This is a genomic window from Alteromonas gracilis, from assembly GCF_002993325.1.
GTDB classification, from domain to species: Bacteria; Pseudomonadota; Gammaproteobacteria; order Enterobacterales; family Alteromonadaceae; genus Alteromonas; species Alteromonas gracilis.
This window is the reverse complement of sequence record NZ_PVNO01000025.1, coordinates 698,702-721,964: the sequence shown is the minus strand read 5'-3', so window position 1 is coordinate 721,964 and position 23,263 is coordinate 698,702. Positions and strand designations below refer to the sequence as shown.

Annotated in this window: 17 protein-coding genes; 10 read left to right on the top strand and 7 right to left on the bottom strand. The window is 43.6% G+C overall.

Translation table 11 applies throughout. From position 1 onward, the window contains the following. Positions 1 to 136: 136 nt before the first annotated feature. A complete protein-coding gene (locus tag C6Y39_RS11715) occupies positions 137 to 1,009 on the top strand; it encodes a DMT family transporter (RefSeq protein WP_105931402.1) in 873 nt (290 codons plus the stop codon). Positions 1,010 to 1,310: 301 nt separating this feature from the next. Beyond that, complete coding sequence (locus C6Y39_RS11710; protein ID WP_105931401.1) at positions 1,311 to 3,644, top strand: bifunctional diguanylate cyclase/phosphodiesterase; 2,334 nt, start codon at positions 1,311 to 1,313, stop codon at positions 3,642 to 3,644. A 40-nt stretch (positions 3,645 to 3,684) separates the two neighbouring features. Here C6Y39_RS11710 and C6Y39_RS11705 read toward each other — a convergent pair whose 3' ends face one another. Together C6Y39_RS11705 and C6Y39_RS11700 are read right to left on the bottom strand one after the other, a co-directional pair. Further along, on the bottom strand, positions 3,685 to 4,782 hold the full coding sequence (locus tag C6Y39_RS11705) for an NADH:flavin oxidoreductase (protein ID WP_105931400.1): 1,098 nt from the start codon (positions 4,780 to 4,782) through the stop codon (positions 3,685 to 3,687). Between the two features lie 303 nt (positions 4,783 to 5,085). Further along, positions 5,086 to 5,400 carry a hypothetical protein gene (locus C6Y39_RS11700; protein WP_105931399.1) on the bottom strand — a complete coding sequence of 105 codons (315 nt, stop codon included), beginning with the start codon at positions 5,398 to 5,400 and terminating at the stop codon, positions 5,086 to 5,088. A 330-nt stretch (positions 5,401 to 5,730) separates the two neighbouring features. Between C6Y39_RS11700 and C6Y39_RS11695 the strand changes: the two genes are divergently transcribed. Beyond that, positions 5,731 to 5,973, top strand: coding sequence for a DUF2164 domain-containing protein (locus tag C6Y39_RS11695; protein ID WP_105931398.1), 243 nt, complete (start codon positions 5,731 to 5,733; stop codon positions 5,971 to 5,973). 76 nt (positions 5,974 to 6,049) lie between these two features. On the opposite strand, the gene C6Y39_RS11690 is transcribed toward C6Y39_RS11695, so the two are convergent. From C6Y39_RS11690 to ubiG, 5 genes are all read right to left on the bottom strand, one after another. Next, entirely contained in the window at positions 6,050 to 6,787 is a 738-nt protein-coding gene (locus C6Y39_RS11690; protein WP_105931397.1) for an SDR family oxidoreductase, read from the bottom strand. 276 nt (positions 6,788 to 7,063) lie between these two features. Further along, a complete protein-coding gene (yfaE, locus tag C6Y39_RS11685; protein WP_105931396.1) occupies positions 7,064 to 7,336 on the bottom strand; it encodes a class I ribonucleotide reductase maintenance protein YfaE in 273 nt (90 codons plus the stop codon). A gap of 12 nt (positions 7,337 to 7,348) precedes the next feature. Then, positions 7,349 to 8,479, bottom strand: a complete 1,131-nt coding sequence (gene nrdB, locus C6Y39_RS11680; protein ID WP_105931395.1) for a class Ia ribonucleoside-diphosphate reductase subunit beta — start codon at positions 8,477 to 8,479, stop codon at positions 7,349 to 7,351. A gap of 123 nt (positions 8,480 to 8,602) precedes the next feature. After that, entirely contained in the window at positions 8,603 to 10,924 is a 2,322-nt protein-coding gene (gene nrdA / locus C6Y39_RS11675) for a class 1a ribonucleoside-diphosphate reductase subunit alpha (RefSeq protein WP_105931394.1), read from the bottom strand. A 546-nt stretch (positions 10,925 to 11,470) separates the two neighbouring features. After that, positions 11,471 to 12,175: a bifunctional 2-polyprenyl-6-hydroxyphenol methylase/3-demethylubiquinol 3-O-methyltransferase UbiG gene (ubiG, locus tag C6Y39_RS11670; RefSeq protein ID WP_105931393.1), complete on the bottom strand. Its 705-nt coding sequence runs from the start codon at positions 12,173 to 12,175 to the stop codon at positions 11,471 to 11,473. A 301-nt stretch (positions 12,176 to 12,476) separates the two neighbouring features. Here ubiG and gyrA point away from each other — a divergent pair, with 301 nt between their 5' ends. The 7 genes from gyrA (at position 12,477) to C6Y39_RS11635 (ending at position 23,241) form a co-directional block, all read left to right on the top strand. Further along, positions 12,477 to 15,191 carry a DNA topoisomerase (ATP-hydrolyzing) subunit A gene (gene gyrA, locus C6Y39_RS11665; RefSeq protein ID WP_105931392.1) on the top strand — a complete coding sequence of 905 codons (2,715 nt, stop codon included), beginning with the start codon at positions 12,477 to 12,479 and terminating at the stop codon, positions 15,189 to 15,191. A 144-nt stretch (positions 15,192 to 15,335) separates the two neighbouring features. Beyond that, on the top strand, positions 15,336 to 16,421 hold the full coding sequence (gene serC, locus C6Y39_RS11660) for a 3-phosphoserine/phosphohydroxythreonine transaminase (RefSeq protein WP_105931391.1): 1,086 nt from the start codon (positions 15,336 to 15,338) through the stop codon (positions 16,419 to 16,421). A gap of 1 nt (position 16,422) precedes the next feature. Continuing rightward, on the top strand, positions 16,423 to 17,706 hold the full coding sequence (gene aroA, locus C6Y39_RS11655) for a 3-phosphoshikimate 1-carboxyvinyltransferase (RefSeq protein WP_105931488.1): 1,284 nt from the start codon (positions 16,423 to 16,425) through the stop codon (positions 17,704 to 17,706). Between the two features lie 169 nt (positions 17,707 to 17,875). Beyond that, positions 17,876 to 18,547, top strand: a complete 672-nt coding sequence (cmk, locus tag C6Y39_RS11650) for a (d)CMP kinase (RefSeq protein ID WP_014976668.1) — start codon at positions 17,876 to 17,878, stop codon at positions 18,545 to 18,547. 119 nt (positions 18,548 to 18,666) lie between these two features. Continuing rightward, positions 18,667 to 20,337: a 30S ribosomal protein S1 gene (gene rpsA / locus C6Y39_RS11645; RefSeq protein ID WP_105931390.1), complete on the top strand. Its 1,671-nt coding sequence runs from the start codon at positions 18,667 to 18,669 to the stop codon at positions 20,335 to 20,337. 76 nt (positions 20,338 to 20,413) lie between these two features. Continuing rightward, positions 20,414 to 20,701 (top strand): integration host factor subunit beta, encoded by a 288-nt coding sequence (ihfB, locus tag C6Y39_RS11640; protein ID WP_014949641.1) that lies wholly within the window; start codon positions 20,414 to 20,416, stop codon positions 20,699 to 20,701. Positions 20,702 to 20,898: 197 nt separating this feature from the next. Beyond that, positions 20,899 to 23,241: a PilZ domain-containing protein gene (locus C6Y39_RS11635; protein WP_105931389.1), complete on the top strand. Its 2,343-nt coding sequence runs from the start codon at positions 20,899 to 20,901 to the stop codon at positions 23,239 to 23,241. The last annotated feature ends 22 nt before the right edge of the window (positions 23,242 to 23,263 follow it).

Sequence of the window (23,263 nt, the reverse complement as noted above, 5' to 3'; positions counted from 1 at the left end):
CGGACATAACGATTTAGCATCTCCCTAGTAATTTGAAGGCACACAGGATGTGACGTTAAACAACCTGCTTCCATCGCTATATCTGAATAAGCTATTGTGGATAAAGAAAAATGAGAGCGTATTAAGGAATGAATCTGTGTTTAAGACTTTATCGTTAGTGACTGTGGCTATGATTGCCTTTGCGGCCAACTCACTGTTGTGCCGAATGGCACTTGCCAATACGTCGATAGACCCTGCCAGCTTTACTGTATTGCGTTTAATGAGCGGTGCTATAGCTTTAGTCGTGCTCTCGTTAATATCACAAAGCCGAAAGAGCAACGTTGAGACACCAATAAAATTTTGGCATGACCTAAACAACAATGCCAGTGTGCTTGGTGGTGTCTCCTTGTTTGTTTATGCAATATGTTTCTCATACGCATATATTTCTATGTCTACCGGCACTGGGGCCTTGTTACTGTTCGGTGCTGTTCAACTTACAATGATATCAGTGGGCCTGTTCAAGGGAGAGCGATTTAAGAAACTGCAATGGCTTGGTTTTGTGTTAGCGTTTGCGGGGTTGATCATCCTACTTCTTCCCGGCGCTTCAGCGCCATCATTAATGTCAGGTGTTATAATGACGACCGCTGGTGTTGCGTGGGGAGTATATTCTCTGTTAGGTAAAAAAAGTGCGTCTGCGCTTATGTCTACGTCGGGCAACTTCATTTATGCTGCTTTATTTTGTATTCCTATACTGGTTGCTTCGTACCTAAATTCTGGTGAGTTTACGCAAGATAAAGCCGGAATTTATTATGCGCTCGCTTCGGGCATTTTTGCATCAGGGTGCGGCTATGCAATTTGGTACAGCGCTTTGCCGCTCGTTAAATCGACAACCGCGGCCACGGTGCAGTTGAGTGTTCCCGTACTCGCTTCACTTATGGGATGGATAGTCTTAGGCGAGGCGTTGACCATGCAAATAGTGATCGCTTCTATCATTACGCTAGGCGGCATTTCTCTCGTAATTAGAAAATAGTGATAAAACGTCTCGCTATCGTTAGGCGTTTATACTTTCCTTTTTCTGGCTGTATATTAAAAAGCTATTATACTAATGGCAAATACTTGAAGCGTTTTTGAGTGATACTCTAGTGAATAGGATTTTTCTTAATAAACGTGAAAAATCTAATTGTTCAAATTTTTGATATATGAGTACTTTTCTGTGCTGGCGTTTAAGAGCATTGAATAGAGAATACTCTCCGACATGAACATAGGATAATACCCATGGGTATAAACGCTAAACATTGACGGCGGGCGTTCCCTTTGCGAAGGAGTAGGTTTTGCAATTACCCCCACCCATTTTAAACGATGATGAAAGAGTTAAAGCGGTAGAACGACTGGGGTTACTCGACACCTTGCCGGAAGAACGCTTTGATCGATTAACCCGTTTAGCGTCAAGTATCTTTGGATGTCACTTCGCGACAATTACCTTTATTGACGCAGAAAGGCAGTGGATTAAGTCTTCAGTTAATCTTGATTTGGGTGAAAGCGCCCGTGAACTTTCATTTTGCGCTCACACTATCGCACAAAAAGAAGTACTGGTCGTTCATGATACCTGCAATGACGAACGTTTTAGAAATCACCCTTACGTAACTGGCTGCCCACATATTCGTTTTTATGCTGGGGTCCAACTTATGGCAGAAGGCCAACCCGTTGGAGCATTGTGTGTTTTTGATACTGAAGCAAAACAGTTTGATGAAACAAGCATTGAGCAATTGGGCAATTTAGGAAAACTCGTCGAATCAGAGCTTCAGCGGCAACAGGTTACTGAATTGTCTAATCAGTTGGAAGAGTATCAGCGTCGTCTTGCACGTACGCAAAAAATAACGCGTGTGAGAAGTGCCATACTCGAAAAAGTAGTTAATGCAGTGTCTTTGCAAGATGTGCTCAACGACATTGTGTATGCCATTGAAAATGAATTTTCAGAACAGATATGCAGCATTTTATTGTTAGAGGATGGCAAGCTTAAAAAAGGGGCTGCGCCGTCACTGCCTGATTTTTATAACGAAGCTATTAATGGCGTTGAGATAGGTGTTGGAGTTGGTTCCTGTGGAAATGCCGCAGCAACCAACACGCTGACAATTGTAGAAGATATCAGCACGCATCCCTTTTGGGCTTCATGGAAGGGCCTGGCGGTGAAAGCTGGCGTAGGCTCATGTTGGTCACAACCCATTCAAGACTCTAAAGGTCAAGTTATCGGAACGTTCGCCATCTATCATAAAGAAAAAGCCGTTCCGTCGTCCGAAGAGATCATTTTAATTGGGCAGTTTGCACATATCGCAAGTATTGCTGTGGAAAGAGAGTTGGCTAAAGCGCTTATCTGGAAGCAGGCTAATTTCGATGTGTTAACTGGCTTACCTAATCGTAATTTAATGCTAGATCACCTGCAACTTGCCATGGTTTCGGCTGACCGTGATGGAGAGAAAGTCGCAGTAATTTTTCTAGATTTGGACAACTTTAAAGATATTAATGACGCACTTGGCCACGATCTTGGTGATAAATTACTGGTCGAGTGCGCAGAACGTATTAAAAAAGCGCTGCGAGCAAAAGATACTGTATCTCGGCTAGGTGGCGATGAGTTCATTATTATACTCAACGGTATTTCTGGATTGAGCTCCGTCGAAGCTGTCGTTCAAAAGATACTTGATGCTATTGCTAAACCATATATGTTAGACCCTCAAAGAGTTCACTCTAGCGCAAGTTTAGGAATTACTATCTACCCTGATGATGGTCGTGATGTGACGAACCTATTGAAGAATGCTGATCAGGCAATGTATGGCGCCAAGGGTAAAGGAAAAAATAGTTATCAGTATTACACGCATGAAATGCAGACGGCGGCCATTAAAAGGATCACGTTACTCAATGACCTGCGTTACGCCGTAAAGAACAAGGAGTTGTTTATTGAGTATCAACCTATCTGTAACTTTGACAGTAAAAAGGTTGTGAAAGCTGAGGCATTGTTAAGATGGCAGCATCCAGAAAAAGGTAGGATCCCGCCAGACGAATTCATTCCACTTGCCGAAGAGTCGGGACTTATTATTGAAATTAGTAATTGGGTTTTCGATGAAGTGTGCAGGAATATCAAGCATTGGAAGTCGCGCTTTTGTAGCGAACTACAAATAAGTATTAATACATCACCGAGCCAATATTTTAACGCCGAGTCGAATATCACTGAGTGGCTGAATTTGCTGTTGGATAGAGGCATATCAGCGCGCTCCATTCTTTTAGAGGTTACGGAAAACTTGCTAATGGAAGCGAATGATATGGTGTCCAAAAAGCTGTTTGAATTTAGGCAGGCTGGTGTCGATATCGCACTTGATGACTTTGGTACAGGCTTCTCGTCTATTTCCTATCTTAAGAAATTCCCTACCGATTACATCAAAATAGACAAAAGCTTTGTAAAGTCTATGACGGACGTGAGCAACGATAAAGTACTGTGCGAGGCCATCATCGTGCTAGCTAAAAAGCTTGGAATTAGCGTGGTGGCAGAAGGTGTGGAAACGCAGGAGCAGTATGACATCTTAAAGCGTATGGGGTGTGATTACGCGCAAGGTTATCTGATTGCTCGACCACTATCCGAGGCTGATTTCGAGTCTTTTCTTATAGCACACTAGCGCAACAGCCGTTGCGCTAGTCATAAACTTGCCAAAGCGTTTAAGAGAGCGTTGCAAGCGATTTGCCCGAATATGTTTCAAGCGCTTCGGTTCGGTTTTCTTTTATCTTATTCGCCCAATTAGGGTCTTGAAGCAGCGCTCTACCCACAGCAACTAAATCAAACTCCTCAGCGTTTAGACGTTCAAGCAGATCGTCAACGGAACGAGTATCTGAGCCTTGACCTTTGAAGGCACCGAAGAAATCATCATTCAGTCCCACCGAACCAACGGTTATGGTAGGTTTTCCAGTTAGCTTTTTCGTCCAACCCGCAAGATTTAACTCGCTACCTTCAAATTCATTTTCCCAATAGCGTCGCTGAGAACAATGGAATATATCGACGCCAGCCTCATTCAATGGAGTCAGAAATTTCTCTAGTTCTTGCGGTGATTGTGCTAAACGCGCGGTGTAGTCTTGTTGTTTCCATTGTGAATAACGAAGTACGATTGGGAAGTCGGGCGAAGTTGCGCTTCGAATAGCTTTGATAATCTCAACAGCAAAACGGCCACGGTTTTCCATGCTGCCACCCCAACTGTCAGTACGTTGGTTTGTGCCTTCCCAGAAAAATTGGTCAACAAGATAACCATGAGCGCCGTGTATTTCTATTCCGTCCATGCCAATGGCTTTTGCGTCAGAAGCAGCCTGAGCGAATGCTGCAATTACAGATTCAATATGCTCAACAGTCATAGGCTCGGCGCCTTGCTTACCTGGCTTGAAGAGACCAGAAGGCCCTGCACTTGGAAGTTCAGGGTAGGGCGCTTTTTCTGCAACACGAGCCATACCAACATGCCACAATTGAGGCATTATTTTTCCACCCGCGCTATGCACTTCATCAACGACATGTTTCCAACCTAATAGCGCTTCTTCTCCATGAAATTGAGGGATGTTTTTGTCCATCGTTGCGACTTTATCGTTAACCGTTGTTCCTTCAGTAATGATAAGGCCTGTTCCACCTTGTGCCCGACGTTTGTAGTACGCTGCAACATCAGCCGTTGGAATGCCGTTGGGAGAAAATTGACGCGTCATCGGCGCCATTACAATACGATTAGTTAGTGAAAGATTACCTTGTGAATAAGGTTTAAACAGAGCGTTTGCTGCCATTATCTATTCCTGATTATTAATTCGTGTTTAAGATTTTATAAAGTCCCATAGGGGCTTTTAGGTCTTAGCGTTGACAACATTGATTCGACGCGGAAAGCGTTTTATTTGTAGCAGACTTATTGCTTTATCGCATGTTGTGCTAAAAGTATTAAAGCCAATTCGAGAAACTAAAAAGAGCTTTGATAGCAGTCGATACTACTTGGGAGGAGGGCTAAGTCAATTTTCTAATGTTGATAGTAAATAATAAGTAAAAATGAACTATCGGGCGCACGATGCGGCGCCCTTGATAAAAAATCATCAATGTTAATCTAAGATTTCAACTATTTCTCTTGTGGCTTGAATAAGTCTTACCACTTTGTTTTCAATACGAACGGTAATTAAGCCGTCGTTATCTAATGGCACAACAACGCGAGCATGGCCGTAAATATCACGGTCTAGACGTTTGCCAACGGCTAACTTTTTTTCCCAACCTGGCGGTAGTTCTCCTGTCCGCTCATATTTTTTTTCTATACCTGGTGGTAGTGATTTACCCTCATGCGGGTTGGTTGGATTGGCGGTAGCGGGTAAGCTATTTAACGATATAGCGGTTGCAATACCTAGAATGGGTAAAATTTTCATTGTTCACCTCTCAAGTTACTTAAAAGCCCTGCATCTTCAACGTAGTCAATCATGTTACTCATGAATCTAGAGCAGTGACGCTTTCAGTTCGAGCGCATTTAGGCCCGGTATTTAAAACAATTTTTAATTAATGTATGAAATTAAAAATACTGATGTGGAAAAAGTAATGCGAAACCTGTACCAAAACGAAATTTTTGGCTTAAAGATCTGAAGTTATCATGATTGTCATGTTAACGTTGACATTGCTTGGGTCGCATACGGTTACCGAACGCGAAGCTTTGAGTAATAGCAAAGGACGGTGAAGTTTAGAAATAATGTCGAGGAGTGATTATGAGTGATATTGAGTTTACACGAGAGGAAAAAGAAGCATTAGTCGCCAAGTTGCAACGATATTTTGATAATGAATTGGGGGTGGATCTCGGTCAGTTTGATGGCGAGTTTCTTCTTGATTTCATTGGTAAAGAAATAGGTGCATCGTTTTACAACAAAGGGGTATTTGATGCGAGAGCCGTTGTAGCTACTCGTCTACAGATGATTGATGAAGAATTGTATGCGATTGAAAAGGTACAGTAGTAAAGAAGAACAAAGCCTGCATAGAGCAGACCTTGCTATTCAATGATTGACTAGTGCTAGTCAACAAAAGGCAGCACTATAGCTCCTGATTAGTAGGCCTGATAATCATTTCGTTTATATCAACATCACCAGGTTGTTCGATTGCAAAGGTCACCGCGCGGGCAATAGCATCTGCATCTATGGCATCGTCATACATATCGTCCGCCATTTGCTTGGAATCTTTGTGAGAGATATGGTCAGTCAGTTCAGTCGCGACGGCACCTGGCGAGATATTCGTAGAGCGAATCTGGCCATTAGATTCTTTTCTAATACCTTCACTAATCGCTTTTACTGCAAACTTCGTTGCGCAATAAACAGTAGCACCGGGAAATACCACATGGCCCGCAACCGATGATAGGTTGATGATGTGGCCACTTTCTTGTTCACGCATTGGTTTTAGCACTGCAGCAACGCCGTACATGACGCCTTTGATGTTTACGTCTATCATTTGCTCCCATTCTTCAACTTTCAATTCATCCAGTGGTGCAAGAGGCATGAGACCTGCGTTATTCACTAAGACATCAATTCGTCCGTAAGCTTCAATTGCTGCATCTGCGAGTGCTTGTACCTCTTCCTTTTTCGTGACATCTACGGTCTTGTAAGTTGCCACGCCACCAGATGACTCAATATCGTCAACGAGTTTCCTAAGACGCTCCTCACGACGGGCACCAAGCACTAATTTGGCGCCTTTGCCTGCAAGCATTTTCGCAGTGGCCTCTCCAAGCCCGCTGCTCGCGCCAGTAATAATCACAACTTTTCCAGATACTTCACTCATAACATTTTCCTTACGTTTGATTAGTGACAGTTCCTACGTACAGATGTTGAAGTGGATTACTTTCATTAGAAATTGATAGCGGGAAAGTGAGAGAGCTACTGCTTAATTAAAAGGGAGGAGGACCAGTAAAAAGAGGCGTTTAAAGTTGGGATCGTTAATCCAAAATCTTTACATGTGATAACGGTAAATAAAGCTGCTTTAGAGAACGCCAAAAAGCGAGATGCGCTTTGTTTACGAAATTAGGGCCTAGATATTAGAGACCTATAGAATAGAGACCTAAAGAGGAACTTTAATGGTTAAAGGGCATTTGGCAACGCAGCAGCAGGGAAGAATTTCGTCGTCGTCAATGAAAGCAAGGGGGTCGGTAGTATACTCAACTTCGCCTTCTATAAGCTTACTTCGGCACGCACCACAAAACCCTTCACGACAGTGGTAGTGAATATGAACGTCCGCTGCCTCAAGGGCGCTTAGAATGGTTTTATCAGAAGGGGCATGAATCGCGCCCACATCGACCACGTCGATGCGGACGGATTTTTCATTACTACTCATCAAGCTGTAATTTTACAGCTCAAAATCGGCAAAGTCGTCTTCGCTTACCGCTGAGTCAATCTGACCAACAAGGTAAGAGCTAATTTCAGATTCTTGAGGAGCAACTTGAACGTTGTCTGAATTCAGGTAGTTATTCATCCAAGGTAGTGGATTACTGCTGATATCAAACGGCGCATCTAGGCCTATAGCAGACATGCGCTGGTTAGCAATGTATTCAACATACTGGCAAAGGATCTCTTTGTTAAGTCCAATCATTGAACCGTTCTGAAACAGGTAATCTGCCCATTGCTTTTCTTGCTCAACGGCATTCATGAAAATAGCACGAGCTTCGTCTTTACACTCTTCTGCAATTTGTGCCATTTCTGGGTCGTCTTTACTCTTAGCCCAAAGATTAAGAATATGCTGTGTTGATGAGAGATGAAGGTTTTCATCACGGGCTATCAAACGAATGATCTTTGAATTACCTTCCATCAACTTACGTTCAGCAAATGCAAAGGTACAAGCAAAAGACACATAGAAACGGATAGCTTCAAGTGCGTTTACCGAGTTCATGCATAGAAACAGCTTCTTTTTGAGCTCGTACATGCTAACCGTGTAGGCAGTACCGTTAACGGTATGAATGCCTTCACCCTGCGTTTGCCATAGCTGAGTGGCAAAAATGAGGTCGTCGTAGTACTTAGAGATATCAGCAGCGCGGCGCTTAATCTCGTCATTCACTACGATATCTTCAAAAATTTCACTCGGGTCTGAAAACAAGTTCCGAAGAATATGCGTGTATGAACGAGAGTGGATTGTTTCAAAGAAAGACCATGTTTCAACCCAGGTTTCTAGCTCAGGTAGCGAGATAATGGGCAAAAATGCAATGTTTGGACTGCGGCCTTGTACCGAATCCAGAAGAGTCTGATACTTAAGGTTTGATATAAAGATATGTTTTTCTGGATCGGTTAACTTCTGAAAATCAACGCGGTCACGAGAAACATCAACTTCTTCAGGACGCCAAAAAAAGCTAATTTGTTTCTCAATAAGCTTTTCGAAAATGGCATGTTTTTGTTGATCGTAACGTGCAACGTTTACGGGGTTGCCGAAAAACATCGGTTCGATCAATGGATTAGTACTTTGCTGATTAAACGTAGTGTATTTCATGATAGCCTAACTAAAAACTTAATGATTAACGCGTATTATTGTTTGTGTTCTTGCTGCGAAACGTTAAGGGCAAGTGCGGTAATATCTTTTTATACACTTGCCACTTAAACAGGTGAGCGCGTATTAAATTTTACACGCGCCGCCTGCACAATCATCATCTTCCTCTACAACCACCTCTTCTTGGCGTGGCATAGGCTCGCTTGCTTTTGCGTCTAGCGCTGAGGTGTCTGATGCACCATCGCGAGTATTGTGATAATAAAGTGTCTTAACACCAAGCTTGTAAGTGGTAAGAAGGTCTTTGAGCAGAAGCTTCATTGGCACCTTGTTACCTTCATAACGGCTTGGGTCATAGTTTGTATTCGCTGAGATAGTTTGGTCGATAAACTTCTGCATGATACCAACAAGTTGTAGGTAACCATCGTTTGAAGGAATATCCCAAAGTAGCTCATATTGGTCTCTTAAAGTTTCGTACTCGGGTACTACTTGCTTAAGCACACCATCTTTACTCGACTTGATACTGATGAATCCACGTGGTGGCTCAATACCGTTCGTCGCGTTAGAAATCTGTGAAGATGTCTCTGATGGCATCAATGCTGACAGCGTAGAGTTACGCAAGCCGTGAGTGTTAATTTCTTCACGAAGCGCATCCCAGTCGTAATGAAGCGGTTCATTACACACACTATCAAGATCTTTCTTGTAGCTGTCGATTGGCAAAATACCTTGCGAATAGGTGGTTTCGTTGAACTTAGGACACGCACCTTTTTCTTTCGCAAGATTGTTCGACGCTTTTAATAAGTAGTACTGCATTGCTTCAAATGTACGGTGAACCAGACCATTCGCACTGTGATCTGAATATTTAACGCCGTTTTTAGCAAGGTAGTAAGCAAAGTTGATAACACCAACGCCTAATGTACGACGCCCCATAGTAGCACTATATGCCGCCGGGACAGGGTAGTCCTGATAGTCGAGAAGGTTATCAAGTGCACGGACAGCAAGATCGGCAAGTTCTTCAAACTCATCTAGTGACTTAATTGCGCCCAGATTGAATGCAGAAAGCGTACACAATGCAATTTCACCGTTTTCGTCATTAACATGCTGTAGCGGCTTAGTAGGAAGCGCGATTTCAAGACAAAGGTTGCTTTGACGTACTGGCGCCACTTCTGGGTTGAATGGGCTGTGCGTATTACAGTGATCAACGTTTTGAAGATAAATACGACCTGTACTTGCACGCTCTTGCATGAACAGGCTGAACAGTTCCATAGCTTTAATCTGCTTTTTGCGGATGCTGTCGTCGTTTTCATATTTAACGTAAAGCTCTTCGAACTTCTCTTGGTCGGCAAAGAATGCATCATAAAGACCAGGCACATCAGACGGGCTAAACAATGAAATGTAGCCGTCTTTCATCATACGTTGGTACATCAGTTTATTAAACTGAACGCCATAGTCTAAGTGACGTACACGGTTTTCTTCTACACCACGGTTGTTTTTAAGAACCAATAAAGATTCGACTTCCATATGCCAAATCGGGTAGAAGAGTGTTGCTGCACCACCACGAACACCGCCTTGTGAACAGCTTTTAACGGCTGTCTGGAAGTATTTGTAAAACGGGATACAGCCAGTATGGAATGCTTCACCACCGCGGATAGGGCTACCAAGTGCACGAATGCGACCTGCATTTACGCCGATACCAGCACGCTGACTTACGTATTTAACAATAGCGCTTGCCGTTGCGTTAATTGAGTCTAGGCTATCGCCCGTCTCGATGAGTACGCATGAACTAAACTGACGAGTTGGCGTGCGCACACCGGCCATGATAGGGGTAGGTAGCGACAGTTTGAACGTTGAAGCAGCATCATAGAAACGACGGATATAATCCATACGCGTGGTTTTGTCATAATTTGCGAAAAGGCATGCCGCCACTAACATATACAAAAACTGTGCGCTTTCGTAAATTTCACCAGTAACACGGTTTTGTACTAAGTACTTACCTTCAAGCTGCTTTACTGCCGCATAACTAAAGTTCATATCGCGCCAATGGTCGATGTACGAATCCATTTCCGCAAATTCTTCAGCCGTGTAGTCTTCAAGCAAGTGCTTGTCGTACTTGCCCATATCTACCATTTTACCTACATGCGTAAGCAGCGAAGGTGGTTCAAACTGGCCATATGCCTTTTTGCGTAGATGAAAAATGGCTAGGCGCGCAGCGAGGTATTGATAATCCGGCGCGTCAGTTGAGATCAAGTCCGCCGCTGATTTAATCAAGGTTTCGTGGATCTCACTTGTGTTTATGCCGTCGTAAAACTGGATCTGTGCTTTTATTTCAACTTGTGAAACTGAAACGTTATTGAGGCCTTTGGCTGCCCAAGTAACGACTTTATGAATTTTCTCTAAGTCGATGGTTTCTTTTTCACCGTTGCGTTTGGTAACAAATAAGTTGTTGTTCATGTTACTGGCCGTTTTTCTGTTAGCGCTTGATGCGGGGCTATGTGTTGCCCATTTTAATTTTAATTATTGTATGAATTACTGCTATTTACATTGACTCACGCCAAATAACAGCCCACACAAAAGCGGCCTAGACCAAAACCTCTAAAGTTTGAAGTAAAGACTGCTTGTTAAATTCGTTTACTGCTTTTTTCCAGCGAGCTTGTTGTCGCAACAGACAGATGAGTTCGTTCACCTGCATATTTAAAGCTGCGATCTGGCGATCCCAAAAATGGGCTGGGATCGCTTGCTGAATCAAACACAAGATAGTGAGGTTTTAACCGTAATGCAACCCAATATCTGGTGGTATTTCAAGCACTCAAACTGGCATGGAATTTATGTTAGTAACAACTAACTTTTTAGGGTTCTACAAGCATTAAATATCGGGATTGCAAGCATTTTAATTAGATTCTTTAACGTAAAAATTAATTTATTCTTAAGATTCAATTTTTATAAAAACACGATATATGGTGTTTAAAATATCGCCGCAACCCAATATATAGTGTTAATTTAATTTTGCGCCACTGTATATAGTAAGTAGTTTACGTCTACATTATTAGACGAAAGATAAAAACCTTGAGAGATAGGGTCCATGTGAAGCCCTGTCATGTCACGGGGGAGCAAACCTGCTTGATCGGTCATCGCCATGAGCTCTGAAGGTTTTATAAACTTACTGTGATCGTGCGTACCTTTTGGAACGAGTTTAAGAACATACTCAGCGCCAACGATACCCATCAGGTAGGATTTTATATTTCTGTTTAACGTCGAGAAAAAAACATGGCCACCAGGTTTGACTAACTTCGCGCAGGCCATAACGACAGATGCGGGGTCAGGCACGTGTTCTAGCATTTCCATACAAGTTACGACATCGAACGTACCAGCATTATCTTGAGCAAAGTCTTCAGCCGTTGAACAAACGTAGTCTACTTTTACTCCAGACTCCAAGCCATGTAATTTAGCAACTTCTAATGACGCTTCTGCCATATCTAAACCGGTAACCGTTGCGCCAGCACGCGCCATAGATTCGGCTAAAATACCGCCTCCACAGCCAATATCGATAACTTTTTTGTCAAAAAGTCCTTCGCTGTGCTGATTAATGAAATCTAAGCGCAGGGGGTTAATCAAGTGGAGAGGTTTAAATTCACCTTCAGGATCCCACCATCGAGAGGCGAGTTCAGAAAATTTATTGATTTCTTGTTGATCTACATTCGTCATGAGTAAAACGATCCTTAAACTATCTCTTTTTAAGATATCGCAAATCAGGCGCGTGTTTCACTGTTTTTAAATAGATTTAGTGTTTTTATATCAATGGGTGAGTGAAAAATAATCGCTTGTCTTTTTGTTGCTTAATAAGCGTAATTAACCGCTACATAAATCTGTCATCAAGTGGTACACTCAAACAACGATTATGACCCACATAATAACAAGAGTGCGCGCCCAGTCTTGCTTCCACAATGATGTGATGCAAGGCGCTGGATAACGCAGAACAAACCAAAATAAAGGGATTAAGCAGTTTATGTCTGATAACGCTAAAGAAATCCTCCCCGTTAATATTGAGGAAGAGTTAAAGAACTCATACCTTGATTACGCGATGAGCGTTATTGTCGGGCGAGCCTTGCCTGATGTAAGAGATGGCTTGAAGCCAGTGCACCGTCGCGTGCTGTTCGCAATGAACGAACTGAAAAATGACTTTAACAAGCCATACAAAAAATCTGCCCGTGTGGTAGGTGACGTAATAGGTAAATATCACCCTCATGGTGATTCCGCAGTTTACGATACCATTGTTCGTATGGCGCAGCCTTTCTCTCTCCGTTATATGTTGGTAGACGGGCAGGGTAACTTTGGCTCGGTTGACGGCGACTCAGCCGCTGCAATGCGTTATACCGAGGTTCGTATGGCAAAAATTGCCCACGAACTTCTTGCTGATTTGGATAAAGAAACCGTAGATTTCGTACCTAACTATGACGGTACAGAATTTATCCCTGAAGTATTGCCTACAAAAGTACCTAATCTGCTTATAAACGGCTCTTCGGGTATCGCGGTAGGTATGGCGACGAATATTCCGCCGCATAACCTTACTGAAGTTGTTAACGGCTGTATTGCATTGATTCAAGACCCATCAATTACGATTGATGACCTAATGACTTACATACCGGGCCCTGACTTCCCAACGGCGGCGATGATCAGTGGTCGCAAGGGTATAGAAGATGCCTACCGTACCGGTCGTGGCAAAATATATCTTCGTGCTAAAGCAGACATTGAAACTGACGCTAACGGCAAAGAAACCATCATCGTTAACGAAATACCTTATCAGGTGAACAAAGCACGTCTTATTGAAAAGATTGCCGAGCTTGTAAAGGAAAAACGTATCGAAGGCGTTTCAGCACTGCGCGATGAGTCTGATAAAGACGGTATGCGTATTGTTGTTGAAGTTAAACGCAACGAATCTGCAGAAGTGCTGCTCAATCATTTATATGCCAATACCCAGCTACAAACGGTCTTTGGTATCAACATGGTTGCGCTGGACAATGGTCAGCCTAAGGTATTCAACCTAAAAGAAACCTTAGAGTGTTTCATCCTTCACCGCCGTGAAGTGGTGACACGCCGTACTGTCTTTGAATTACGCAAAGCCCGTGACCGTGCTCACATCCTTGAAGGTTTAGCTATCGCTCTTGCTAACATTGACCCAATTATTGAGTTGATCAAAGCGTCGCAAAGCCCTGCAGATGCGAAGAAATCGCTTGTTGCACAAGGTTGGGACCTAGGTGACGTAGCCCAAATGCTAGAACGCGCTGGCGATGATGCTGCTCGTCCAGATTGGCTAATGCCTGAATTCGGTATCCGTGATGGCAAATACTATCTGACTGAACAGCAAGCTCAAGCGATCCTTGACCTGCGTCTACACAAGCTAACAGGTCTAGAGCACGAGAAGATCCTAGAAGAATACAAGCAGCTTCTAGAGCTTATTGCCGAATTACTTCACATTTTAAATAGCCCAGAGCGTTTGATGGAAGTAATTAAAGAAGAGCTTGAAAAAATACGTGACGAGTTTGGCGACGAGCGTCGTACAGAAATTACCGCTGCAAGCCACGATATTGATATTGAAGATTTAATTGAGCAGGAAGATGTTGTTGTAACTCTTTCTCGCGAAGGTTATGTGAAGTATCAAAAGCTATCGGATTACGAAGCACAGCGTCGAGGCGGTCGTGGTAAGTCTGCCACTAAGATGAAAGATGAAGACATCATCGAAAAATTGTTAGTGGCTAACACTCACGATCACATTTTGTGCTTCTCTACACGGGGACGCTTATATTGGCTGAAGGTTTATCAACTGCCGTTTGCTAGCCGCAACGCACGTGGACGCCCAATTGTAAACATTCTTCCTTTAGAAGATAACGAGCGAATTACCGCCATTCTTCCAATTAAAGAATTTGAAGAAGGCAAGTTTGTATTGATGGCAACGGCAAACGGTACAGTTAAAAAGACTGACCTAAGCTTATATTCTCGCCCTCGCTCAAGCGGTATTATTGCAGTAAATCTGAATGACGGCGACGAGTTGATTGGTGTTGATATCACTCATGGTGATGACGATATCATGCTGTTCTCTGATGCGGGTAAAGTAGTTCGCTTTAACGAAAAGCTTCGCGATAGCGAAACCGGTGAAGTCAAGCGCGATCCAGAAACAGGTGAAGAGTTACTAGCGCTTCGTCCTATGGGACGAACTGCAACAGGTGTTCGCGGTATTCGTCTACAAGATGGTCAAAAAGTGGTTTCACTTATTGTACCTAAGGGCGACGGACCCATCCTGACAGCGACAGAAAATGGTTTCGGTAAACGTACGCCGTTAGAAGATTACCCAGCGAAGAGTCGCGCAACGCAAGGTGTTGTGTCGATTAAGGTATCTGAGCGCAACGGGAAAGTTGTAGGGGCGGTACAGGTTGACGAAAGCAACGAAATAATGCTTATTAGTGACCAAGGCACACTGGTACGAACCCGTGTTGGTGAAGTGTCGGTAGTAGGCCGTAACACACAAGGCGTTCGCTTAATACGTACAGTTGAAGGCGAGCACGTTGTTGGGTTGCAGCGAATTGAAGAAGTTGCCGAGTTACAAGAATTAGATGAGGACGGTAACCCAATAATTCTTGATGACGCGCCAGAACAAGCAGAAACTGCTGTTCAAGAGCAAGATAACACCGCACAAGACGGTGATGGCTCAACGACAGAAGAGTAGGGGTAATGCGCGAGCAACGTGCCTTGCGCATTATCAGTGTTCTTTTAAACAAGCGGCTTTTGCCGCTTGTTTGCCTAATGGCTCACGGAATATAAAGGTGCTCGTGAGTTAAATGGTAATTATCTACAGGTGTTGAACAACGCGATGAAAGAGGTTTTTAACTTTAGTGCGGGTCCAGCCATGCTTCCTAAAGAAGTGATGCTAAAGGCTCAAGCAGAATTTACGAATTGGCGCGATCTAGGCTGCTCTGTTATGGAAGTGAGCCACCGCGGTAAAGATTTCATTGAAATAGCAGCTAAGGCAGAGCAAGACTTGCGCGACCTGCTATCCATTCCGAACAACTACCACGTACTTTTCACACATGGTGGCGGTCGTGGGCAGTTTGCGGCAGTACCGCTAAACTTGTCAAATGCCAACGATACCAGTCTTCATCTGGTAAGTGGTTCTTGGTCAAAAGGTGCAGTAGATGAAGCCAACAAATACAACAATGCTGTTGTTGTTGGTGAGGTATCTGAAAAAGACGGCCTTCATTATATCGCAGAGCCTCAATTAAGCGATATCGACCAGTCTGCTGCATATTATCACTTCTGCCCAAACGAAACGGTTGATGGTATTGCCTTCGATTGGTTACCAGAGTCTGGTGATGTTCCTCTGGTATCGGATATGTCGTCAACTATTTTGTCGCAACCATTAGACGTCGCAAAACACGGTGTCATTTATGCCGGCGCACAGAAAAATATTGGTCCTAGCGGCTTATCTGTAGTTATTGTGCGTGATGACCTTGTTGGCAAGGCACGAAAAGAAACGCCTTCTATCTTTGATTACGCGCTGGCAGCCAAATCAGACTCTATGTACAACACACCGCCTACTTTTTCTTGGTATTTGGCGGGTCTTGTATTTGAATGGCTTAAAGATATGGGCGGCGTTGATGCTATGGCAAAACGCAACGCCGAAAAAGCAGCGTTACTATATTCTGCGATTGATAGTTCTGACTTTTATTCAAGTAAGGTACACCCCGACAACCGTTCGAAAATGAACGTACCGTTCCATTTAGCTAACCCTGACTTAGATAAACTATTTCTTCAACAGTCACAAGACGCTGGTTTGCTTGCATTAAAAGGCCATCGTTCGGTAGGGGGCATGCGTGCCAGTATTTATAACGCAATGCCAGTTGAAGGTATTGTTGCGCTTGTTGAGTTTATGCGCGAATTTGAAAGAGTGAATGGATAAAATGGAACAGTTAACATTAGACCCGATTGCAAAAGTATCGGGAGAGGTCAATGTACCTGGTTCAAAGAGTCTGTCTAATCGCGCTTTGCTACTTGCGGCGTTAGCAGAAGGCGAAACGGAGCTGACTAACCTGCTTGACAGTGAAGACATTGAACACATGCTTAATGCCCTCACGAAGCTAGGCGTTAGCTACCGCCTCAGTGATGACAAAACCCAGTGTGTCGTGCAAGGCAATGGCGGCGCATTTGACGTGGCTGAACCGCTAGAACTTTTTCTAGGTAATGCCGGTACGGCAATGCGACCTTTATGTGCCGCGCTCGCTGCGAGTAATGTTGATACCGTGCTAACTGGCGAGCCGCGTATGGAAGAGCGTCCCATTGGAGACTTAGTCGATGCATTGCGCGAAGCCAACGCCGACGTTACCTATTTAAAAAACGACGGTTATCCGCCGCTGCAAATTAAGGGTAAAACATTAAGTGGCGGTGAGATGTCTGTAGATGGAAGTGTTTCCAGTCAGTTTCTAACAGCGCTTCTTATGGCGGCTCCGCTTTTTTCTGGCGATGTTACGATTCGTATCAAAGGTGAGTTAGTCTCTAAGCCCTATATCGACATCACGCTAGACACCATGGCGAAGTTTGGCGTTACGGTTGAGAATGATAACTATCAAACGTTTACGGTTTCGGGCAGTGCAAAGTACGTGTCGCCGGGTAAATTCATGGTAGAAGGCGATGCTTCGTCTGCATCTTACTTCCTTGCAGCTGGTGCTATTAAAGGTGGAACGGTACGCGTAACCGGAATAGGCCAGAACAGTATTCAAGGCGATATCCGCTTTGCTGACGTGCTTGAGGCAATGGGTGCAAAGGTTGTGTGGAACGACGAATATGTGGAAATAACCGGTGCACCGCTTAAAGGTGTCGATATGGATATGAATCACATTCCTGATGCGGCTATGACTATTGCGACCACAGCACTATTTGCTGAAGGCCCAACAACCATGACCAATATCTATAATTGGCGTGTAAAAGAAACCGATCGACTTGCTGCTATGGCAACGGAACTACAGAAGTTGGGCGCAAAGGTAGAAGAAGGCCACGACTATATTAAAGTATGGCCGACGGACTCGCTGAAGCATGCAGAAATAGATACATATAATGATCACCGCATCGCCATGTGCTTCTCTCTGGTAGCGCTTAGCGATACACCAGTCACAATTAATGACCCGGGATGCACTCGAAAAACTTTCCCTGATTACTTTACGCGTTTTAAAACACTCTATAACGCATAAGGCGACCCTAAAGTAGTGCAGCGATTGTTTTTTATTCACTGCATTCATGTTGATCTGTATCAGATTTATCCTAATGTTCAATGCCACCTAGTATAGGTGGCATTGCTTATCCCGTGCTAAAGCGTATAATTACGCGCGATTTTTTAGTAATTTAAATGATGGAGCAGGTATGCATTCCACACCCGTAGTCACGGTTGACGGTCCAAGTGGCGCTGGCAAAGGTACATTAAGTAGCTTGTTAGCAAAAAAATTAGGGTGGCATTTTCTAGATAGCGGTGCGATTTACCGCGTTTTAGCAGTTGCCGCACTTCACCACGACCTACCGTGTGATGATGAAGAATGTGTTGTTCCTCTAGCAACCGGTCTTGATGTGAGTTTCGAGACGAATGGCGATACTACCCGTATTATCCTAGAAGGCGAAGATGTCACTGATGACATTCGTACTGAAGAAGTCGGAGCGGTAGCATCCAAAGTCGCCGCTTTGCCTCGTGTTCGTGAAGCTTTGCTTCGCAGACAACGTGCTTTTCAACAAGACCCTGGCTTGGTAGCAGATGGTCGCGACATGGGAACCGTAGTATTCCCCGATGCGCCTGTAAAGATTTTCCTTACAGCTAGCGCAGAGGCTCGTGCTGAGCGTCGTTATAGCCAGTTGAAAGCAAAGGGCATGGATGTTAATATTGCGCGCCTTTTGACCGATATCAAAGCCAGAGACGAGCGCGATACACAACGTGCAGTCGCACCATTGGTACCGGCGCAAGATGCTGTAATTATAGATTCAACAGACTTGGATATAGACCAAGTCTTTGAAAAAGCGATGGATATTATTTCCTCACGCCTTTAATGACGAGAGCTGATCGCATCCAAAGCAGTGTTGCTACAGGGAGTGGCGACTAAATTTAATAACCCCGCGTTATCCGGATAAGAAGCGTGGATATCAACTTAAAAGTTTATTTGAGACTTATGACTGAAAATTTTGCACAACTTTTTGAAGAAAGCTTACAAGAACTAGAAACACGTCCTGGTTCAATTGTAAAAGGTACTGTTGTTTCTATCGATAAAGATATCGTTCTTGTTGACGCAGGCTTGAAATCAGAAAGTGCTATCCCAGCTGACCAATTTAAAAACGCTGAAGGCGAGCTTGAAATCGCTATTGGTGATGAAGTAGATGTAGCGCTAGACGCAGTAGAAGATGGTTTCGGTGAAACTATTCTTTCTCGTGAAAAAGCCAAGCGTCACGAAGCGTGGGTTGAGCTGGAAAAAGCTTACGAAGATAAAGTCACTATCAAAGGCGTTATCAACGGTAAAGTTAAAGGCGGTTTCACTGTTGAAGTTAACAGTGTACGCGCGTTCCTTCCTGGTTCTCTTGTTGACGTACGTCCAGTACGCGACACTACGCACCTTGAAGGCAAAGAGCTTGAGTTTAAAGTTATCAAGCTAGATGCTAAGCGCAACAACGTTGTTGTTTCTCGTCGTGCAGTTATCGAAGCTGAAAGCAGCCAAGAGCGTGAATCACTACTTGCTAACCTTGAAGAAGGTCATGAAATCAAGGGTATCGTTAAGAACCTTACCGACTACGGTGCGTTCGTTGACCTTGGTGGCGTAGACGGTCTTCTACACATCACTGATATGGCTTGGAAGCGCGTTAAGCACCCAAGTGAAATCGTGAATGTTGGCGACGAAATCAACGTTAAAGTACTTAAGTTCGACAAAGAGAAGCAGCGTGTTTCTCTTGGTATGAAGCAAATGGGCAACGATCCATGGCAAGAAATTGCGTCTCGTTACCCAGAAGGTACTAAGATCAACGGTCAGGTTACTAACCTTACTGATTACGGCTGCTTCGTTGAAATCGAAGACGGCGTTGAAGGTCTTGTACACGTTTCTGAAATGGATTGGACTAACAAGAACATTCACCCATCTAAAGTTGTTAACCTAGGTGACACTGTAGATGTAATGGTTCTTGAAATTGACGAAGAGCGTCGTCGTATTTCTCTAGGTCTTAAGCAGTGTATTGCTAACCCTTGGGAAACATTTGCTGAGTCACACGAAAAAGGTGACAAAGTATCTGGTAAGATCAAGTCAATCACTGACTTCGGTATCTTCATCGGTCTTGACGGCGGCATCGACGGTCTAGTTCACCTTTCTGACATTAGCTGGAACAAGTCTGGTGAAGACGCGGTTCGTGACTACAAGAAAGGCGACGAAATCTCTGCAGTTGTACTACAAGTCGACCCAGAGCGTGAGCGTATCTCTCTTGGCGTTAAGCAAATCGAAGAAGATCCTTTCAACAAGTATCTGACAGATAACAAGAAAGGTGCTATCGTTACTGGTACAGTAACAGCAGTTGATGCGAAAGGCGTTACTGTAAACCTAGCTGAAGAAGTTGACGGCTACATCCGCGTTGCAGATCTTGCTGTAGAGCGTGTTGAAGACGCAACAGAAGTAGCAAGTGTTGGTGATAGCATCGAAGCGAAGTTCATGGGCGTTGACCGTAAGAACCGCACTGTTAACCTATCTGTTAGAGCGAAAGATCAGGCTGACGAAAAAGAAGCTATCGATAAAGTTAACCAGCAAGAAGATGTTGGTTTCGCTAACGCGATGGCAGAAGCATTTAAAGCTGCTAAAGGCGAATAATGCTTTTGTGGGTGTGCACATGCACACCCAATTCGCGATAGCTGTTTAAACAATAATATTGACAATGAGGTTAAGCATGACCAAGTCTGAATTAATTGAACGGCTCGCGGATCAAGCGCGTCATATTCCGGCGAAAGAACTCGAACTGGCAATCAAAGAACTTCTAGAGCAAATGGCGCAAACCCTCCAAAAGGGTGAACGTATTGAAATTAGAGGTTTTGGTAGTTTTTCTCTTCACTATCGCGCACCTCGCGTGGGTAGAAACCCTAAAACGGGTGAAACAGTGAAACTTGATGGTAAATATGTACCTCACTTCAAGCCAGGAAAAGAACTTCGCGAACGGGTAGATGCCTCAATCGCATAACGCAATTTAAAAGCCGCTGTTAAGCGGCTTTTTTGTGTCTGCTCGTTTTTTATGAGTAAGTGGTGGAGGTGAAGGGTTTTGTATCACTGACAAACCATTAGGTCTATATACTTACGTTTAATTTTTAATACCTATTGACCCCAAGTTGAATAGGGTTATATATTGTTCTGATAACAATAAACGGTATTCATGAAGCAATGTCAGCCGGCGATGAACAAGCAATAATAAAACAATACCAGCCGCTAATTCGCGCTTTAATTCCTTACGAACAGCAAAATAAGTTGTTAGAAGGGATAAACAAATTTTCGAAGCGCCTTCCAAGCAGTGTCCGAAAGGTAGTAAAAGAGGAAGTGGTAAGGCTGACCTCACTTACAGACGCGCCTGCAGATAACTCAGCGTTCGCCCAATTTCCCGTGATGAAATTTAAACATTTCGGGGTCCAAATGCGCCTTGATAAAGTGGGCGCACTGATACTTAAAAATGAAACCTCGCTTTATCAAGACAGGTATACGGTAGGTGTGTTTGAGTCAGTAATGAACTCGGACTTCTATCAAAATCAGATAAAGAAAGAGCAATTTAAGAAAATTGTTGACGCCTTCAATGTCGAGAGTCAATCATTTACGGATATTGATTTTGGTGAAGACATAGCCATTCGACCTAATTTCACTATTTCTTCTCCAGAATTTGAAAAAGGGCGGCATTGCTCAATTAGTTCGATGTCGCACAGGGAAATAACCCTTGAGACAAAAAGGCCCCCTAATGCATCTACCGGTGATGTGCTAACTTTCACCATTCCTGAGGTTAAGGGTCTCACTAAAGAACCTACTGAGATAACGCTAGAGTTAGAGACGGTTAAGTATAATAAGCACCTTGGAAAGTATGAAACCTCGTTCACCTTTAAAAATGATGTAGACAAAGAATTTATCGCATTGTTAAAACGTTATGTCGCGGTAACGGCCTACAAGCAGCCGCTTCAACGGGATTTAGAAATAGAACGCGCAATGCAGGAGCTAGAGCGTGACCGAATATTGGAAAATAGCCCTTGGTTACCTGTTTTTTTAGCACCTGAGAAAAAATCGCTGAAACCCGTCATTGCACTTTTTACAAAGGCCAATGTAGAGCATAACAATGCGGAAAAGTTATTGGCGAGCCTGCAAGACAAGCCCATTTTCGTAACGCTAGTAGAGGAATTGCGCAAATACAATGAGGCGTATGTTTTCCAGGGAAACATCAAAACAAAAAGTGGAAACGTCCAAATAACTGCAACCCATCGCCAGTTGCTAGCGCTCAAACAACTGAATGCGCTGGTTTATTTGCTCGCGAAAAGCGGCGACTTTATATGTACTCATTGTCGTCTTGATGCAGTAAGCAGAGAAGATAAGCAAAAAGCCTTTGCAATCCACGATATCGCCAATAAAGAGTTCGAACAACTGGCTCAGATATCTCACGTGTTGTATTGCAAAGATGTCTCTTCTTACCTGACTAATTTAACACTTTCCGCTAAATGTGACTTCAAACCTCTATCTAAATCGCTCAAGGCCAGTGGAAATAACTGGCGGATTGACTATGTGATGGAAGAAGACTTAGACAGGCGCTCAGAGACTCGCTACGTCATCGATAAACCAGCGTCAATTAAAGTCGGTTTACTCTCTTCTCTCGATGCTCGTGTGGCAGATTTAAGCGCCAGCGGCATGAAATTGATTGTGGCACCGAACAGTGAATTACAAAAAGAAGTTCGTGTATCGGTTCCAGAATTAAAAATTAAAGGCGAGAAGTATAAGCTTGTTCATTATCAAGCAAGTACCGGTGTCGCTAGACTTTGTCTAGTAGAGGACACGAGGAAAGCCAAGGTTGGGTCTAGTGTTGATAGCATGGTTGAAGAAAACACGGCCTATTTCAAAATGAGAGATATTGCGCGGATTCAGCGTTTAACGCACCGTTTTATATGGGAACTTGCCGTCCGCCATATGCCTTCCTTAGCGGTACTTTGTGTAATGAACCGATTTACGTTGGACAGGTTGAAAACCGTTTACCAAAGTGATTCATCTGACGATCTTTATCCGTTTTCGCGAACACAAAATATCATTCCGCTGCACGGTTTCTTTGCTGACAAAGGCCAAGCAAAGCCAAAGTCTCGAATTCTTGAGGGTATGTTTAAAGAAACGTCCAACCAGGCACTTGTAGTACATTGTGTAAGAAAAAGTGATAACAGGCTGGTGTATATAAAAGAGCGAGATTTCCTTTTTTCTAAGTTGCGAACCCAGATCAAGTCACAGCTTGATGATGGGAAAATACAGTTAAGTGCTACAGATGTAACTGCCATTCGGTGTCATGGCGCTATTACTCCATTAACCAAAAAGCGTTTAGCCCAATTGTCTAAAATAGACAAAGCTATGTATGGAAAGCTTGAAACCATGCAAGCGGGCTATACGCATTGCATTTTCATTACTAACATGTCGGCGTTGCATCACGATCTAGTTATCGACAACCTCATCGCTAAACCAGAACGACGAGAACTGCAGGAAGAAGGGGCTGCTTAAACGCAATTCTGCTACGCTTTTT

Bases quoted from the DNA above. Each gene is read 5' to 3' on its own strand.
- C6Y39_RS11705 (WP_105931400.1), bottom strand. From the start codon at position 4,782: ATGGCAGCAAACGCTCTGTTTAAACCTTATTCACAAGGTAATCTTTCA.
- C6Y39_RS11700 (WP_105931399.1), bottom strand. From the start codon at position 5,400: ATGAAAATTTTACCCATTCTAGGTATTGCAACCGCTATATCGTTAAAT.
- C6Y39_RS11695 (WP_105931398.1), top strand. From the start codon at position 5,731: ATGAGTGATATTGAGTTTACACGAGAGGAAAAAGAAGCATTAGTCGCC.
- C6Y39_RS11690 (WP_105931397.1), bottom strand. From the start codon at position 6,787: ATGAGTGAAGTATCTGGAAAAGTTGTGATTATTACTGGCGCGAGCAGC.
- yfaE (WP_105931396.1), bottom strand. From the start codon at position 7,336: ATGAGTAGTAATGAAAAATCCGTCCGCATCGACGTGGTCGATGTGGGC.
- nrdB (WP_105931395.1), bottom strand. From the start codon at position 8,479: ATGAAATACACTACGTTTAATCAGCAAAGTACTAATCCATTGATCGAA.
- nrdA (WP_105931394.1), bottom strand. From the start codon at position 10,924: ATGAACAACAACTTATTTGTTACCAAACGCAACGGTGAAAAAGAAACC.
- ubiG (WP_105931393.1), bottom strand. From the start codon at position 12,175: ATGACGAATGTAGATCAACAAGAAATCAATAAATTTTCTGAACTCGCC.
- gyrA (WP_105931392.1), top strand. From the start codon at position 12,477: ATGTCTGATAACGCTAAAGAAATCCTCCCCGTTAATATTGAGGAAGAG.
- serC (WP_105931391.1), top strand. From the start codon at position 15,336: ATGAAAGAGGTTTTTAACTTTAGTGCGGGTCCAGCCATGCTTCCTAAA.
- aroA (WP_105931488.1), top strand. From the start codon at position 16,423: ATGGAACAGTTAACATTAGACCCGATTGCAAAAGTATCGGGAGAGGTC.
- cmk (WP_014976668.1), top strand. From the start codon at position 17,876: ATGCATTCCACACCCGTAGTCACGGTTGACGGTCCAAGTGGCGCTGGC.
- rpsA (WP_105931390.1), top strand. From the start codon at position 18,667: ATGACTGAAAATTTTGCACAACTTTTTGAAGAAAGCTTACAAGAACTA.
- ihfB (WP_014949641.1), top strand. From the start codon at position 20,414: ATGACCAAGTCTGAATTAATTGAACGGCTCGCGGATCAAGCGCGTCAT.
- C6Y39_RS11635 (WP_105931389.1), top strand. From the start codon at position 20,899: ATGTCAGCCGGCGATGAACAAGCAATAATAAAACAATACCAGCCGCTA.